General features: G+C 65.6%; 13 protein-coding genes. 5 read left to right on the top strand and 8 right to left on the bottom strand.

All coding sequences use genetic code 11. The features are described from left to right. Positions 1 to 4 precede the first annotated feature (4 nt). The 4 genes from OH768_RS51760 to OH768_RS51745 form a co-directional block, all read right to left on the bottom strand. Complete coding sequence (locus tag OH768_RS51760) at positions 5 to 955, bottom strand: ThiF family adenylyltransferase (RefSeq protein WP_406464470.1); 951 nt, start codon at positions 953 to 955, stop codon at positions 5 to 7. A gap of 41 nt (positions 956 to 996) precedes the next feature. Beyond that, on the bottom strand, positions 997 to 2115 hold the full coding sequence (locus OH768_RS51755) for a hypothetical protein (protein WP_406464469.1): 1119 nt from the start codon (positions 2113 to 2115) through the stop codon (positions 997 to 999). A gap of 122 nt (positions 2116 to 2237) precedes the next feature. After that, complete coding sequence (locus OH768_RS51750; RefSeq protein ID WP_406464468.1) at positions 2238 to 4280, bottom strand: B12-binding domain-containing radical SAM protein; 2043 nt, start codon at positions 4278 to 4280, stop codon at positions 2238 to 2240. 9 nt (positions 4281 to 4289) lie between these two features. Beyond that, positions 4290 to 4451: a hypothetical protein gene (locus tag OH768_RS51745; RefSeq protein WP_406464467.1), complete on the bottom strand. Its 162-nt coding sequence runs from the start codon at positions 4449 to 4451 to the stop codon at positions 4290 to 4292. A gap of 986 nt (positions 4452 to 5437) precedes the next feature. On the opposite strand from OH768_RS51745, the gene OH768_RS51740 reads away from it, so the two are divergent. The 5 genes from OH768_RS51740 to OH768_RS51720 all read left to right on the top strand — a co-directional run bounded on the left by OH768_RS51740 (position 5438) and on the right by OH768_RS51720 (position 11879). Then, positions 5438 to 6676, top strand: a complete 1239-nt coding sequence (locus OH768_RS51740; protein WP_406464466.1) for a cytochrome P450 — start codon at positions 5438 to 5440, stop codon at positions 6674 to 6676. A 252-nt stretch (positions 6677 to 6928) separates the two neighbouring features. Then, a complete protein-coding gene (locus OH768_RS51735) occupies positions 6929 to 8200 on the top strand; it encodes an MFS transporter (RefSeq protein WP_406464465.1) in 1272 nt (423 codons plus the stop codon). A gap of 34 nt (positions 8201 to 8234) precedes the next feature. Continuing rightward, complete coding sequence (locus tag OH768_RS51730; RefSeq protein ID WP_406465785.1) at positions 8235 to 10151, top strand: RiPP maturation radical SAM C-methyltransferase; 1917 nt, start codon at positions 8235 to 8237, stop codon at positions 10149 to 10151. After that, positions 10148 to 10720 (top strand): DUF5825 family protein, encoded by a 573-nt coding sequence (locus OH768_RS51725; RefSeq protein ID WP_406464463.1) that lies wholly within the window; start codon positions 10148 to 10150, stop codon positions 10718 to 10720. The genes OH768_RS51730 and OH768_RS51725 overlap by 4 nt, the downstream gene beginning before the upstream one ends. Further along, positions 10713 to 11879, top strand: coding sequence for a cytochrome P450 (locus tag OH768_RS51720; protein ID WP_406464461.1), 1167 nt, complete (start codon positions 10713 to 10715; stop codon positions 11877 to 11879). Before OH768_RS51725 ends, OH768_RS51720 begins: the two co-directional genes overlap by 8 nt. A 268-nt stretch (positions 11880 to 12147) precedes the next feature. On the opposite strand, the gene OH768_RS51715 is transcribed toward OH768_RS51720, so the two are convergent. From OH768_RS51715 to OH768_RS51700, 4 genes are read right to left on the bottom strand one after another with little or no spacing between them, the layout of a single operon-like run. Beyond that, on the bottom strand, positions 12148 to 12828 hold the full coding sequence (locus OH768_RS51715; RefSeq protein WP_406464460.1) for a hypothetical protein: 681 nt from the start codon (positions 12826 to 12828) through the stop codon (positions 12148 to 12150). Between the two features lie 3 nt (positions 12829 to 12831). Further along, positions 12832 to 13710, bottom strand: coding sequence for a TauD/TfdA dioxygenase family protein (locus OH768_RS51710; RefSeq protein WP_406464458.1), 879 nt, complete (start codon positions 13708 to 13710; stop codon positions 12832 to 12834). A gap of 53 nt (positions 13711 to 13763) precedes the next feature. After that, positions 13764 to 14459 carry a hypothetical protein gene (locus tag OH768_RS51705; RefSeq protein ID WP_406464456.1) on the bottom strand — a complete coding sequence of 232 codons (696 nt, stop codon included), beginning with the start codon at positions 14457 to 14459 and terminating at the stop codon, positions 13764 to 13766. Beyond that, positions 14404 to 15462: a GSCFA domain-containing protein gene (locus OH768_RS51700; protein WP_406464455.1), complete on the bottom strand. Its 1059-nt coding sequence runs from the start codon at positions 15460 to 15462 to the stop codon at positions 14404 to 14406. The genes OH768_RS51705 and OH768_RS51700 overlap by 56 nt, the downstream gene beginning before the upstream one ends. Between the last annotated feature and the right edge of the window lie 2 nt (positions 15463 to 15464).

Here is a 15464-nt window from a genome sequence, read left to right as displayed (position 1 = left end):
AAGGTCAGGTCAAAGCCGTCCCCAGCAGCTCGACGCGATGCGAAGTCGTTCGGGCGCTCACACCGAGTATGCCGAAGATGAGATCACGGCCCATCGTCGCGCCCACCAGCGTATTGACCGGGCCGAACGAGGCCGCCATCGGTGTGACCGCGGCTCCGGCCGTGGCCTTTGCCTCTTGGCGTGACGCGATGAAGGCCGGGACATCGGCGGGCCGGATCAGCGGGCCACTCGACCCTACTCGGAGGCCGCAGCCTCCCGTGATCATCGACGCTCCGCGCTCAAGACAGGCTTGAGCGCACAGTTCCGGCAGCGATGCAGGACGGTCGGCCGCGACAACGAGGAACCCACCTTCGCGCAGGTACGGCACCAACGCCTCGCTGGTCGTGATGGTCTCCATCACAGCGGTCGGCTCCGCTTCGGGGAGGCGCTCACGCACCCACTCGCGGGCCACATCGACCTTTGCCCGTCCGACGTCACAACGCCGGTAGAGATATTGGCGGTTCAAGTTCTCCAGCGCGACCCGGTCGCCGTCCACGAGCGTGAGTCCGCCCACGCCCGCACCCACGATTTCAGCCAGCACCGCGCCGCCGATGCCGCCGACGCCGAGAACGGTCACGTGCGCCGCGCGCAGCCGATCCTGTGCCGCGCCGGCATCCAGACCCAAGGCCGCGAAGTACTCGACCTGATTCCTCCAAGCGGACGAGTGCCACGAACGGTCGAACGGTGCGACTACGAGGCGAAGCCGAAGAAGCGTACGCACGATGGCGTCCACCTGGCTTCCTCTCGGAGCTGCGAGGCCGGCCGGCTCGTCGGAGACCGCTTTGAGCCATTCGAACATCGATTCAGGGCAGCGTCGGACCAGCAGTACCTGGTCGGAAAAAACGCGCAACTCATCGCCGTCGCGGGACCAGGTCGCCGCCGGCGAGAGCACATAGCGGTCGATTCCGTCAGCCATCCCTGGCCCTCCTTCGTAGCGAGATCACCGTTTGGCGAAGATCATGAAGAATCGGCGTACCAGCTGAACCGAGGGAAGCGCACGGCGCCCATTGGCGGCCAGGGCCGACCTGCCAGTGCCTCGCGCTGCAACCAGTGGCCTCGGAGACGCAGGAGCGGCAGGACCGGACACTGCTCGCGGACCGCTCGCCGCAGCTCGTCGCACGCCGCATCGTCGTCCGGGACTTCGGACAGCCGGTGCAGCAGCGGCGCGAGGACGGGGTCACGGCGCGCCGGGTCGAGCAGGTCCAGAGCACAGATCGGATCCTCGAAGAGCGGGCCCCGCAACGCGAGGAGCAGGTCGCAGGACTGCGCCGAGCCCGAGACGAAGTCGGCGGGTGCCAGCTCGACTTCGACACCGAGATTCTCGGTCAACTGGGCCGCGACCTCTTCGGCCACCTCCCGGTTGGGGTAGTAGTCCCAGTACCCCAGGCGCAGCCGTACGCCGGAGCCGACGGTGCTGGGCGGTGCCTCGACGTGGTGGTCGGACGCTGCCGACTCCGCACCGTTCCAGCAGCGTGCGACAAGGCGGTCGTAGCGGATCGCGCCGAGGAGCCGGCGACGGAACTCCGCGTCGCCCACCGCCGACGGGCTGTCGGGGTTGATCTCCAGACGCATCTCAATCGCGGTCGGTGCCGTGTGGAACACCTGGCTGTCCGCGAAGTCCGGGACGCGGTCGAGCGGAAACGCCGTCGCGCACGTCACATCGACCTCGCCCCGCCGGAACCTCTCCGGGGCGTCGTGCGGATCACGGCGGACGAGCACCTGCACAGGTGGCGTGCCGGCCTTGACGGGTTCGAGCCAGTACTCGTCATCAGCGGTGCGCACGGCACGCTCGTACGTACCGGAGGACAGTTGCCCGCACGACGAGATCGGAGCGAGATCGACGCTCCGGAGCAGGCTGGGAAGGTGCGGCGCCTGACGGCGGAGCTCGATGACGAGCGCATCCTTCGATGTACGGACCGCGCGGATGTCGCGCAGGAACCGCTGGAGCGACGGAACCGCGAGCGCGGTCCGGATCGCCCGGGCGTGATCGCGCGCACGCACCGGGCTCCCGTCGGAGAAGGACGCGCCCTGCTGGACGCGGTAGTGCTGACTCAGCCCGTCGTCCGCGACCCACATGAGATCGACTCGGCTGCGTTGGCTGGCCGCGGCGAACCAACGGCTCAGGTAGTCGCCTCCCGTGGGCCCGTTCCATCGAATCGGGTCGTCATCCACCTCGACAATGACAGGGCGCGTCACGTTCACGTGGTCACGAGTGGGGTGTCGACCACAGGGGGAGTCCGTTCGGGGGCGTCCGGCGAGGCGTCGATCTGCGCACACAACCCTGCCACCGCCGTCGCGACCTCGCTCAGCCGCCCAGGGGCGATGTTCGCGAGGAGAGCTTCGCGTTCTTCCCGCCCGCGCGGCATGAGGGCCTTGAACACCTTGGCCTGCGCCGGCGTCAGGCGGAGAGTCGACACCTCTGCCTCACTTGCGCGATACACGACCACGACCGTCGGACGGTTCAGCTCCGGCTCCCAGGTGATTTCGCGCGGGTCGGAAATCATCGTGACGACGTCGACATCGAAGTCCGCGATCAGGAAATGCGGCTTTTCCTCGACGGTGGCCGGCCGCCTGTATACGTTGACGAGCTCTTCCTCGACCTCGTCCCCCCGGAACTCCGCAAGCATGGAGTCGTATGCGAAAAGCGCCCTGGCAGCTTGCGCATGCACGCCCTCCAGGTGCGCCAGAATCTCAGCGAGCGCTTCCTCGATGGGCATTGCAGCCCGTGCGAGCAGTGCGTCGATGAGTTCAACGTACGTGTGTCCCGCACCTTGCTTGAGGAATCGCAGCAGGTGATAATAGCGGCGCGTGAAGTACCGGGAAAGGCGCAACACGTCCTGGTAGTACTCGTACTCCCGATTCCCGCTGCGAATGAAGGTGAATCCGGTGAAGGTCGCCAGATCGTCCTTGATGAGCGCGCGGACGTCCGACGGGAGGAAGGTGCCCATGACGTCGAGTCCGCTTTCGAGCGGTTCGAGTTCAGCCCGGTACTCATCCGTGATCTCAGCGCCGGGAAGCGGCTGAAGCACACTGAGGTCACTGTTGACGGCACCGTAGGCGATCGCGTCGAAGACGACCTCCAGTGCCTTCTCGAGGTCTTCGGCGCTCTCGTCCGGGTATCCCACGATCGTGTTCGTCTCGAACTGGATGCCGACTTCCCGGGCGGACCGGAAGAACTCGTAGGTCCGCTTCGTCGAGGGCATCTTCAGCATGGCTTTGAGGATCTTCTCCGATCCCGCGTCCGTGCCACAGAAGATGTTGAAACATCCCGCGTCGGCCATGCGCCGCAGAAGGGACGGGTTGACATTGTCCGGTCGGACCGCGCAGCCCCACTCGAACATGTCGTTGTGCTCGGAGAAATAGGCCACGAACTCGTCAAGATACGTGCGCTTGTTGGCGAAGTTGTCGTGCAGGAAGTTGAACTGGGTCACCCCATACGTGCGATGCAGGAAGCGAAGCTCATCGAGGATGACCGCGGGATCCTTGATCCGGAAGTCGCGGTCCCAGAACGTCGACGTCATGCAGAACTTGCACGAGTAGGTACACCCGGAGCCGATGTGCACGTCGAAGATGTGCGGGGTCGACAGCCGGATGTAGTCGCCCATCGGGACGGCGTCATACGCGGGCATCGGCACGAGGTTCAGGTTCGTGGTCGGCTGAGGCCCGCTGGAAACGGCCTGGCCGTTCTTGCACGACCAGAAGCCGCGTACCCCGGCGGGATCGGCCCCGTCGGCAATGGCATCCGCGAGGGCGGTGATCGCGAGCTCTCCCTCGCCGCGGCACACGAAGTCGACACAGTCCCCGAAGCGCGGGAGGGCATCGGGGAAGACACCGAACGTCCCGGGTCCACCGAGAACCACCGTGACATCGGGCCGGAGCCGCTTGACCTCACGCCCGATGAGAAGGCATGCCGGGAGGGTGTCCGCGAGACAGGTGAGACCGAGAATTTCGGGATCGTCGGCGAGGAAGCGAGCGCAGGTCTGGTCGAGCCAGTCAGCATCACCGGGCTCGAAGGCACCGATCCGGTGCTCGTACTCCAGGTCGACGACGACGGTGGGATGACCATGCGCCACCAGTGGTGAGGCAATGCAGAGCAGTCCGAGAGGAACGAAGAACGGAGAATTGACATCGGAATTGATCAAGGGCCGACCGAGCGTCACGCGAGCATGCAGCGTGGACGATCGAGCCGACACCTGGCCCTCTCCAGCAAACGAGAGGGCCAGTCGTTTCTGATTCGGCATCAGATGCGATCAGCAGCGCCGCGCAACGATGGCACCCAAAGTAGCCGATGACAGAGCGATCAACTCGACGTCATCGTCGAGGTCAAGACCTTCCTCGTCGGTGAAGAGCACCATGTCCGGTTCGGCCTCGTCTATCACGGTCGCCGAACGTTCCTGCACTGCCTGCGCCATTTTTGACCCCTCTTTACCTTGACTGGTTCCAACATCCTTATCTCATACAGTCTTTGGCGTCTCGTCAATGGGCAGTGCACACGTTTCCCGTTGCCACACCTGTCCCCGGATCCATCAGCCGAGGCGCGGCGGCGATGTCGCCGGGAATGAAGAAGTGCCCTGCGGCCTGCAGCGATGGGAGTTCTTCAGCCTTCCAGCGCGCAAGATCACGAGGGCGCTTCCGAGAAGCGATCTCCCCACGCCGCGGGGCGGATCTCGGCGCAATTCGGTGATCCGAATCAGATCGCGCACGCGGCGCCGGACCCGCTGATGGGGACCTCTCCCTGAGCGGCGGACGCGATGTCACCGGGCCTGCCCGATCCGGGGAAAGCGAGAGGACCGCCGACGGTCAATCGATTCCGCTTCTCCCGCGGTCGTCAGCGCAACAGGTCACGAATGTCCTGTTCAGATCCCTCATCATGCCGGTAGTGGAAGTAGTACTTCACCGCTCCGGTTGGGGGCATTTCATGGGGTGGAAACTGTCGGCGGCCCGTGCGGTTCCGGCACATCGCGTACGTGCCCCGATGTCCGCCGACCGACGGGCGCCAGGCCTTTCCCACCCCTTGTAGGGCTTGATCGAATCTGGGTAGGCTGCTGCCGGTCCAGAACAATGCCAAGCGGAGAGGTCGCCGTTTGACGCTGCTCACCTTCAGCGGACAAGGACTGAACATGGATGATTTCCCGCCATGTTGGCGCAAAAGATCAAGGATCGGAATCCGCAGGTCGCGGAAGCCGATTCGGCGATCACTCCACTCAGCCAGCCCCGTCATTCAGGGCATCCGACAGGGCCTTCCTGCCGGTGGTCATGAGGTCTCTTGAGGCTGAGGGATCGTCTCCCGACGAACGCTCGGCTCGTGGTTTCTGCATCAGCCTGGAGGGTGCGGGTGCCATCGGCCCCACTTTCAATGTTTCTTCCGTTATGTGAAATTCGGGACGGAGCTAGGATTGTGACGTCTTCGCAGGCCAACGTTCCTGATCTGGAATCCACGGCAGTCCCGCTCTTTCCGATTCCCAGGGCGACTGGTTGTCCGCTGGATCCGGCGCCTGAGCTCGCCGAGCTACAGGAACGGGCACCGCTGGTCCGAGTTCGTCTTTGGGACGGCAGCACTCCGTGGCTGGTGACGAGGCATGCGGAGCAGTGCGCGCTGCTGTCGGACCGCCGGGTCAGCGCGGACTGGATGCAGCCGGGCTACCCGTTCCACAGTCAGTTTCTGCAGGACCACCATGAAGAAGGCCAGTTCCTGACCGCAATGGAAGGCCCCGAGCATCTCCGGCTGCGCCGGATGATCGCCCGGCCGTTCACCCCCCGCAAGGTCGAGCAACTGCGGCCCACGGTCCAGCAAGTCGTCGACGACCACATCGATGCTCTGCTGGCCAGCCCGAAGCCGGCGGATTTCGTGGCGGATTTCGCCCTGCCGATTCCGTCCATCACCATCTGCCACGTGCTCGGCGTCCCTTACGAGGACCACGACTTCTTCCAGCACGCCATCAGGACAATGACCGGCAGCGACGTACCGGACGACGTCGTGAACAAGTCCCAGCGCGAGCTGTATCACTACCTGGCCAAGCTGATCGGCCGCAAGCTCGCTGCCCCCGAAGACGACCTGCTGTCCCAGCTGGCCACCGAACGGCTGGCCACGGGCCAGTTGAACCGACACCAGCTGGTGATGCTGGTCCTGTTCCTGCTGGTCTCGGGGCACGAGACCACGGCCAGCATGATTGCGCTCGGCACGCTGGCCCTGCTGCAACATCCCGACCAAATCACTGTCCTGAAGGACTCCGACGGCCCCGAGGTCGCCGCGGCCGTCGACGAGTTGCTGCGGTACCTGACCACCGTCCAGCCCGGCCGTCGCCGCGTGGCCGTGGAGGACATCGAGATCGCCGGGCAGGTGATCCGCGCCGGCGAGGGTCTGATCCTCCCGGAGGAGATCGGCAACCGCGACGAAAGCGTGTTCCCCGATGCCGGGGAACTGGACCTGCGCCGAGATGCCAGCCAGCAGCTCGCCTTCGGGTTCGGTGTGCACAAGTGCACCGGCCAACCACTGGCCCGCCTGGAGCTCCAGGTCGTGTTCGCCGCCTTGTTCCGGCGCATACCGACACTGGCCCTGGCCGCCGACCTCGGAGACCTCCCGTTCATGGACGACGGGCTCGGGTACGGCGTCAAGAAGATGCCCGTGAGCTGGTAAGTGAATGAGGTCGAACCGGTGACAGGAGCCGGAGTGGAGTGGTTGCAGATCGGGCCCGGCCGGCCTGAGCCGAGTCTGCCGGTAGTGGAGGGTCTCCACACTTGGCACCTCCACCGACGACGGCCGCGGCGCCTGGCAACGGTTCCCGGAGGGGCGGCCCGATGTCCTGAGCGAAGTACGGACTGTAGATTCCGGTCGACGGCAGAGGCCCAACACCAATGATCACCGGATTCACCAGGGGGAGCACGCAGCATGACCACCACGGAGGCCCTTGGCGGGTCGGCTGCAGTCGACGATGCAGCACGAAGCGTCACGCGCCCGTTCTACGTATACGCCGTGCTCTCCAACTCGCTGTTCCAGCGTGGCGTATTCGTCATCTTCCTTTATGATCGAGGCTTCTCCGCCGGGCAAGTGGCCCTCCTTCAGACTCTGATCTACCTGGTCAGCGGACTTGCGGAGTTGCCGACGGGAGTCATCGCTGACCGAGTCGGCAGGCGTGCCAGCATCGCGATCGGCCAGGTACTGATAGCTGGATGCCTGCTCGGTCAGGTGGCGTCCTCCAACTACTGGGTGTTCCTGACGTTGTTCATCGGCCAGGGCGTGGGCATGGCATGTGTGTCCGGTTCGGACACCGCCCTGCTGTACGACCTGCTCGTGCGTCGTGGTGCAACGGCCGGCTACGTCAAGATCAAGTCCCGGTTCACCATGCTCGGGACGGTCACCTCGGGAGTCGCCATCGTCCTCGGCGGCCAACTGCAGCAGTTTTCCTGGGGAATCGTCTATGTCGCTTCGGCGTCGTGCCTCGTCCTGGCCGTGGTGGTGCTGATTGCACGGGTGCCCGAGATCCGCGGCGCGGACGCGGTGGACGAGCAGCAGGACGGAGCCGAGAAGGCGCACGTCGACGCCACAGCATGGCGGGCGATGCTACGGGTCGCAACGCCAGCCCTCGTGACGCTTGTCGTGGTGTCCGGATTGATGCATGCGACTTTGACGCCGTACATCATTTTCACGCAGAAGACCCTCTCCGATCAGGGAGCGGGCACCGCATTGGTCAGCGTGGTCATATCGGCAGGATTCTTCGTCGGCGGGCTCGTTCCCTTGCTGTCGGACCGCGCGAACAAGCGCATCGGGTATCGGGTCATCGTCCCGGTGTCTCTTCTGACGCTCGCCGTGGCACTCGGCCTGAGCGGCCTCGGCCTTGTCTGGGTCACCATCGCCGCGTTTCTGGTCCTGGTCGGAATTCCCGAGATCACCGCGGTGCTCGTGGACAACGTGCTCAACGAGGCGGTGCCGTCGCGCCACCGGGCGAGCCTGCTGTCGATGATCGCATTCGTGGAGTCGGTGCTCATCGGCACCGGCTATCTCGTCCTCGGCACACTCATGGACGGGTTGGGCTCCAGTGTGGGCATGGCCACCTACGCCGCGGTCCCCCTGCTGGCAGGTCTCCTGTGGCTCCCGGTGCTCTTCCGAGGCGCGCGGGTGAACACCAAGATCGAGAAACCCGCCGACCAAAAGGCATCCTGAAACAGGCTAACAATGAGGAGCCGAAGTGGAATTGATGCAGATCGGGCAGAAACGACCGGTGCTGGATCCAAACCCGCCGGTCGTGCACGAGGATGCGCTTTCGGTTGCGCTGGTCTGCATGCCCTGGGCCGTGGTGGACATGCCCTCACTGGCGCTGAGCACGATCGCTCCGTTGTTCGAACAGCGCGGAGAAGTCGAGAAGCTCGACGTCGTCTATGCCAATATTCGGTGGCTCGACTTCTTGGTCCGGGAAGCACGCCTCGAACGTGAGCACTACGAACTGATCGTCGATGCCGAAGTGTTCGGGGTCGGCGAATGGATCTTCTCCAGCTGTTTCCGCCCTGGTATCGACCCACGCCACACGAGTTTCTATGACCTTGTGAGCGACAGTGAGCACGTCGATGCCTATTGTGCGATGTTCCGCGCGGCGCCTGCCTTCATCGACGAGTTGGCCCGAGATCTCGTAGCGTCAGGTGTCGACGTCCTGGGGTTGACGACGACGTTCGATCAGAACATTGCCTCGTTCGCGCTCGCGCACCGCATCAAGGAGTTGTCCCCGAGCATCGTCACGATGCTCGGCGGGGCGAACTGCGACGGCGTTCAAGGTACGGCAGTCCACCGCGCTCGCACGGAGTTCGACTACGTGATCCGGGGCGAGGCAGAGCGCTCGATCGCGCCACTCATCGCCCACGTCGCAGGATGTCGTAGCGGTGACGAGAACAGGCATGACGAACTGCTGCGTGCCGTGCCCGGCCTGTGCTGGCGATCCGACATCGACGGAGCCTCGGTAAGCAACCCCATCGGACCGACACCCGTCTCCATGAACGCGGTGCCGGAGCCCGTCTACGATCACTATTTCCGCGATTTGCGGAAGTCTCCGGCCGCTCAACTCATCGACGTCAAGATTCCTCTGGAGGCCAGCCGCGGATGCTGGTGGGGTGCGAAGCACCATTGCACATTTTGCGGCTTGAACGGGTCGGCCATGGCCCATCGCGCAAAGCCTGCCGAGCGCGTGCAAGCGGAGGCCAGCCGAGCTGTCCGTCGGCACAACGTGCTTGACCTGGTGTTTGCTGACAACATTTTGGCGCCCGAGCATGTCGTTCGACTGACCACGGATATGGCGCTGCCCGCTGAATGGGACGTTCGGTTGTTTGCCGAGGTGAAATCGAACCTCAATTTCGGTCAACTCGAGTCCCTTGCGCGCGCCGGTTTCACGCAACTACAACCGGGTGTCGAGAGCCTCTGTACACCGATCCTACGCATCATGCGCAAGGGGGTGACCGGGTGGCAGAACGTGCGATTCCTACGAGACTGTGCCACCTGCAGGATCTATCCGTCGTGGAACATCCTTGTGGGTTTCCCCGGGGAACATGACCGCGACTACACGGCGTTGATTGACTCGCTCCCATCCCTCCATCATCTGACGCCGCCCGCCGGGGTTTTCCCGATCAAACTGGAACGCTTCAGCCCCTACTTCGACGATCCAGAACTCGGTCTCCAGATTCTCGGTCCCTCGCGCAACCTGGTGAGCGCTTACGAGGGGGTAGTGGACGCCCTCGACGACTTCGTCTACGTATTCGAGTCCGAGCCCGCCGGCATATCACCTGAGACGTATGAGTTGTTGGGCGAAGCGGTCGCGAACTGGAGGGCCAACGCATCGATTTCTCGGCTGGTCGCTCTGCCGGCGCCGGACGACTCGCTCATCGTCGTCGACGACCGGTCCACCTGGCCCTCCCGTGAGGTGGTGCTTCAACCGGGTCTCGAGGCCGAGGCCTACCGTGCACTGGCCAAGGGCAAAACGCTTCCTGCACTCGCTTCCATGATGCGCTCGCTCGGGATTGCAGTGCCGGAAGGTCAGCTCGAAGAGCTCGTCGAGAATTGGATAGAGCTCGGAATCATTTTTCATGAGGATGCCACCTATTTGGCGCTCGCGACAGGATTGCGTTGGTGACGAAGCAGACAGCAGGGCAACGGTCGAACCGACGAAGGCTCTTCGCGCCAGTGAATCTCCACTCGATGCACAGCAGGGAGAATCTTGTCACCCTTACCCGGTCGGGATACGCCGGGGTTCGACTCGTCGGTCATTTTGCCATGTCGGAGATGGGCGATCGTGAACTCGTCTCCTTGATCGCGCTGCTCCGCGACGCGCGCGGCGTTGGCTTGCGGGTTTCGTGGAGCGGCGACTGTGGCGCCCTCGAGCTCGGGTGCCTTCGCCACCTCGACCCGCCACGGCAGTCGGACGGCACCTTTGCGTGGTCGGCGCTGCAGGGGGAATCCCTTGTCGTTCGGCGCGGTCCGACGTTCCTAGCCATTGAGGACACACGCTACGGGGAGCGTCGCCGCGTCGATATCGACCGCTCGGAACCGGCGGCAGCCGTTCTTGACGCAAGCCGTTGGGGGCACACGATCACCCCCGTAGAGGCGGCCAGTCTGCACGCTCTTGAATTGCACGACCTCGTCTTTCGTTCCGGCGACCACTGTGTGGGTATTGCCGTAAGGCAAGGAGTCTGGTGTGTCTGACGGCAACATTCTCTTCCGCAAGACACTCGATGAGCGGACTATTTCGCGAGGGCCGGCGGATCCAGCTGCCACCGTCGTTCCGATGCGCATGGGAACGGCAGGAGTGGGACTGCTCGTCAACGATCACCGCGAAGCCACCCGCATTTTGTCCGACGTCGAAACCTACGGCAGTGCGGGCGAACTCATGGCCAGCGTTTTCGACGAGCCGGCCGAAGCGCATCCGGATTCGATGTCCGAGACGGTCTTCGCGGTCAACCAAACCGATGGGGAAGAACATCGTCTCGTACGGCGCGCACTTCGGAGGGTCATCGATGCTCGCGTGCGCGATGTCTCGGACCAGCTGATTGAGGATGTCCAACACTCGATCGAGAGCGCTCTCGCCCTGGGGAGGCTCGACGCGGTCGCGTCGATCGGCGCGCCTATCGCCGACAGTGTCATGTCGCGATTGCTTGGACTTGACGCAAACCTCGTCTCGGCCCTGAGGACCGCGGTTTACCAGGGATACCCGGTGCGCGAACTTGACGCCACGCTCGTCGACTGGGTGCGCGACAGGCGTGCTCACCCCGCCGATGACCTCGTGTCGGACCTGATGGCGGAACTGCCTTCTCTCGACGATCGACAGGTTGCGGCGAACACTCGACTGCTCGCGCTGTCGGGTGTCGAGGTGTTGGCGGCACTGATTACGAATGGAATCCTCTGCCTGGCGCAAGATCCGATGACTCAGAGTCTCGTACGCGATGACGAGACGCTACTGCCTGGCCTCGTCCATGAGGTGCAGCGGTACGCGAGCCCGATTGCGCGGGGGATCTATCGGATGACGAAGGAGCCATCCGTGATAGGCGAGTACGCAGTTCCCGCAGGTACTCTGCTCATCATCGGGGTGGACGTTTGCAACAGGGACACGTCAGCGTTTCCCGATGCTCACAGGTTTGACCCCACTCGCGGTCGGGATTTCGAACATCTGACGTTTGGTCGCGGGCGGCATTCATGTCTGGGTATTCCAGTCACGCGTCTGATTGCGGCGCAGGCCCTGCGCGCGTTTCTCTCGGGAACAACGAGTTTCGGTCTGACCGTGGAGCCGTCAGAGCTGCGTTTCCACGAAACTATGGTCATGAACGGTCTCATCGAGCTCCCGATTTGGGTTGAGTGCACGAACTAGTGTCTCGTGATCCTGACTGCGTTACTTCGCGTTGTTATTGACGAGTTTCTTCACGTCGATCTGGACAAGTCGGACCTCGACGAGGATCTCGTCGGTGGTGGCGGTCCAGGTGAAGAGTTTCGCGTTCTCGTTCCAGGAGTCGATGTAGTCGCGGATCTGTTTGACCCCGCTCGTCGCCGGAAGTCAGGGCCCGACTGCCCTGACCGTGACAACTCACCGCGCCTCGGCCGCGCCTACGACACCGCCCGGCGCAGAGCGTTCCGAGGGTCTACGGCCGCGACGACTCCAGCGCCGAGAGGAAACCCTCGGCCAGGCGTGTGGCGGGGACCGGGTCGCCCTGCTTCGTCGTGGCCCGGACGACGGCCCGGAGTTGGGCGGCAGGAAACGTGTCGGCGTACGCCTCGCACCCGTCGGTCGCGTACGCCCGTGCCAGTGCGGGACCGAGTGCCTGTGCGTGGGCCTCGGCGCAGGCCCGCGCGTTCGCGTCGCTGCTCGACTGTGCGTACTCGTGGCCGTATCCGTCCGCCTCGCTCGCGGAGAAGCCGTTGGCCAGTGCGTAGTCGCGGGCGCCCGTGTGGGCCTCGGTGTAGGCGCCGGCCCGGTCGTAGGCCGCGTCGTAGAGGTGCAGGAGCATGGGGGTGAGCGCCGTTCTCCAGGTGTCCTGGTCCGGCGTCCTGCCGCGCGCCGCCGCACGGTGCAGGTCTCCCGGAGCCGCGAACACGGCGGCCTCCCCCTCCTGCGCCGCCTCCGCAAGGAGCGGCAGGATCGTCTCGGCCTGCCAGACATGGACGGCGAACAGGCCTCCCGTGTCCGGGACTTCGTCGAGAAGGTCGTGCAGCCGGGCCGTCCAGTCGTCCCGGACGTCCGTCGGCAGCTGCTCTTGGAGGTCCCTGGCGATGTGCCGCAGCCAAGCCGGGGCCGCGGCAGGAGCGATATCGGTCGTGGGCATGGCTCAGGCCTGCAGGGAACTGCCGTTGACGGCCACGCGGCGGCCCTCCCGGGTGTGCGGGAAGTAGTCCCAGACGGCGTGGTGCTGGACGCTGCGGTTGTCCCAGAGGACGAGGGTGCGCTCCTGCCAGCGGACCCGGCAGTGCAGCAGCGGGGTGCGGGCTATGTGCGCGTACAGCAGGTCGAGCAGTGCGTCGCTCTCGGCGCGGGACAGCTGGGTGATGTGGGAGGTGTAGGGGGCGTTGACGAAGAGCAGCTTGCGGCCGGTCTCCGGGTGCCGGACGACGACCGGCTGTTCGGTTCGCGGCACCTCGTACTCGGGCGGCGGGGTCTGTCCGGCGGCGGTCCAGGGGAGGGCTCCGTCGTGGAGGGCGGTGAGGCCGTCGAGGAAGCCGCGCATCGTGGGTGAGAGCAGGTCGTAGGCGAGGTGCATGTTGGCGAAGACGGTGTCGCCGCCGCTGCCGCCCTCGGGGATGGTCGTGATGTAGAGCAGTGAGCCGAGGGAGGGCTCGGGGTCGGCGGTGCCGTCGGCGTGCCAGCCGTTGCCGGCCACGTCCCGGGACTCCTTGGTCGCCTTGATCTCCAGGATGTACGGGTCGGATCCCTCGGGTGCGAGGGCGACGGGGTGCAGTTCGCCGAAGACGCCCGCGAAGCGCTTGTGTTCCTCGGGGGTGATGTCCTGGTCGCGGAAGACCAGGACGTGGTGGGTCTGGAACGCGTGCTTGAGTTCCTTCTCCTGCTGGGGTGTCAGTTCCCGGGACAGGTCGAGGCCGGTGACCTCCGCGCCCAGCAGCGGGGTGATCGGGGCGGCGGACAGGGTGTCGTAGGGCTCGGCGGGGCGGGTGGTGAGCCGTTCGACGGCCTTGAGCGCGTAGTCCTCCATGGGGGACCTCCTTGGTGTCGGTGGGGTGCGGAAGGGGGGACGGAAGGGGAGGCTCACAGGCCTCGGTCGAGGAGTTCGGACACGACGAGGCGGCCGAAGGCGAGGTTGCCGTGGATGGTGTCGTCCGGCTGGCAGAAGGCGGGGCGCTGCAGGCCGGTCCCGTCGGTGACGCGGGGGCGCAGATCCACCAAGTCGGCGCCTCTCGCGGTGAGTTCGTCTACGAGGATGTCCTGCGCGGCGAAGAAGACGTCCGGGTCGGACATGGCGGGGACCCGTTGCGGCGGCAGGGGCGCCAGTACGCGCAGTCCCAGGTCGGCGGCGTGGTCGTAGAAGGCGAGCGCGCCCCGGACCGTCGCGCGGATCAGGTCGGCGAAGAGGCCGCTGTGCAGGAAGGAGGCCGGGACGGTGCCGTGCCGGTCGCGGTAGAGGTCCCAGTTCTGCCGGGTGGCGACGGTGTGGGCGCTCAGGCCGAAGGTGCACACCAGCGGCACCCGCAGTCCGGCGAGCGCGGGTACGTCGAGGGTGTCGAGGAACTCGCGGTACAGCCGCTGTGTCTCGGCCTGCCGGAAGGTGAGGTCGGTGGTGTCGGTGTCGAAGAACGGGCCCAGGAAGTCGCGCCCGGAGCCGACCGGGCCGCCGGCGAAGAGCAGACCGGCCGCCTGCGCGGCGCGGCCGATGCAACCGGCGTGGGAGTCACCGAGCAGCAGGAAGCGGGCGGGGGTTGTAGTAGTCGAGCACTGCGTCGTCACACCGGTTGTCCTCTCCGCCGTCGACGGTGGTGGGGGTGAAGGGCGTGGTGGTCCGGCCCTGGACGGCTTCGAAGAAGTGCCGCATCACGAAGGCCACCCCGTCGGGGCTGACCGTGCGGAGGTTGGGTTCGTAGAAGGCCGCCCGGTAGGGGTAGCCGGTGACGATCTCGTACGACGGGAAGTAGTCGACGTCGGCGCTCTCGTCGGCGACTTGGCCGGCCGCCGCGCGCAGGACGGACTTGGAGTGGGTGGTGGCGACGAGGGCGTGGCGGCCGGTGGCGGTGGCCGTCAGGGGGACCGGGGAGACGGTGAGGACCATGCGCAGCCGGGAGTTGACGGTGCGGGCCAGGGCGAGCAGGGCCGTCAGGTCGTGGTGGACCTGGGCCACCGTGTGGTTGCGCAGAACGTGGCGGGCGGGGTCGAAGGTGCCGCGTACGGTTCCGGGGCACATCGGCAGCACCGTGCCGGTGCGGGTGTCGTGCCAGGCCTCGGTGAGGCCGAGGGTGAAGACGAGGACGTCGGCCTTGGTGAGGGCGGTGCGGACGGCGGCGAGGGTGGTGTCGCGGGAGCGCAGCAGGTCGGCGGGCGAGGCGAAGCCGTCCGGTTCGACGGTGGGGCGGTACGGGTCGTGGAAGGCGCCGTCCTCCGCCCAGACCTCCTCGGGCGGTTTCTCCTCGTCGAGCGCCCAGGCGATCCACTGGCGCAGTGCGGCGGCGGTGTAGATGTTGCCGGTCCGGAAGGAGAAGCGGCGGTAGCCGCGCGCCGACCGCTCCGCGCGGGTGAGGCCCGGCGGTGGCGGTTCGGCGTCGTACCAGTGCATGCCCTCCTCCAGGAGGGCTGGTCCGATGTGGGCGGCGAAGCAGGATCCGGCGGTGACGACGGGATCGTCCTGGCCGATGGTGAACTTCGGCGTCCACAGGTCGGTGATGTCGAGCGGGTCGGGTTCGGCGACCGCGGTGCGCCAGAAGGAACGCTCGGGCAGGCGGGTGTAGGGGTTCCGCACGA

It is taken from the genome of Streptomyces sp. NBC_01622, assembly GCF_045209635.1.
GTDB lineage: Bacteria > Actinomycetota > Actinomycetes > Streptomycetales > Streptomycetaceae > Streptomyces.
Note: the sequence above shows the minus strand (reverse complement) of the source record. Positions and strands in the feature narration are given on the sequence as shown.